Genomic DNA, 980 nt, shown 5'->3' on the forward strand with positions numbered 1-980 from the left:
AAAAGACGCTGTTACACACAACATACCAGTGCAGTACAACGTCCATAGATAGTATTTAATATGTTTACGAGCAAGGTCAGTGGACACTTTTATAACTCTTTAATCAGCTTATTAATATAGCTTTTGGATACACCCATCATTTCAGCTAGTTTACGCTGTGATGCTTTTGGATACTTTTCTTTAAGTTTACGTAATTTTTCAAGGTTACTATTAACCTTTTGTGCTCGTTCAGCATTATATTGTTCCATTGATTTTTGCCCTTGATCTCGACGCTTATCAGTACGTCTACGCTCTTTTTCCTCTTTGCCAATCAATACCTCTAAAAATTCCATTTCTGCTGCTGTAATGGCCTGCTGGCGTATGATTGTACGTGTCTGTTTAGGTTTAACTAAATTACTGTCTAAACCTCTCATACTGTAATTATTCTCTTCATATGCTCTCCAAAACTTTGTAGCTCGCTCATATGCACTCTTTACAGTCGTTTTGAGGACGTTTTTCTTCTGTGAAGATGTGAAACTAATATCAAGCTGAAAAGTCGCTGTAAGGACTTCTAAATGGCTCATATCGCTTCCTAGCGTCAGAGCAAATGCATAATCATACGTTAAGATGTTACGATTCTCAATTTCTCCATTTCGGATATGTACAAGATTTAAAATGTCATTCGCACGTGCCATGTTCATTTGTGTAAGCGTGCGTGTGCCTTTTTTATACCCCTTTAATGGTGTTACTGTACGCAATTTAGAACGCTTTTTCATTGGCTTATACGGCTTCACATAATCCATCAATTCATTAAGATGCCATTCTCTACGATTCCAAATTTCAGCCGTTACTAGCTTTGTGGGATAACCCTCTTTTTTATTCAATGTATAAGGCAATCTAAATACTCGTTCCAGTGTACAAGTTTGGTAATCCGCTCCTAAATCAATCAATTGACCAGTTAGTTCCCTTGTTATGTACATTGTCAGCCATTTAATTTCATT

The 980-nt window shown here is 36.7% G+C and carries 1 protein-coding gene; it reads right to left on the reverse strand.

The features are described 5' to 3' along the window. Positions 1-89: 89 nt before the first annotated feature. Positions 90-980, reverse strand: an 891-nt coding sequence (locus tag QI30_RS18850; RefSeq protein WP_233600640.1) for a helix-turn-helix domain-containing protein, incomplete at its 5' end; no start/stop codon positions are given.

The organism is Candidatus Kurthia intestinigallinarum (assembly GCF_003991225.1).
Lineage (GTDB): Bacteria > Bacillota > Bacilli > Bacillales_A > Planococcaceae > Kurthia > Kurthia populi.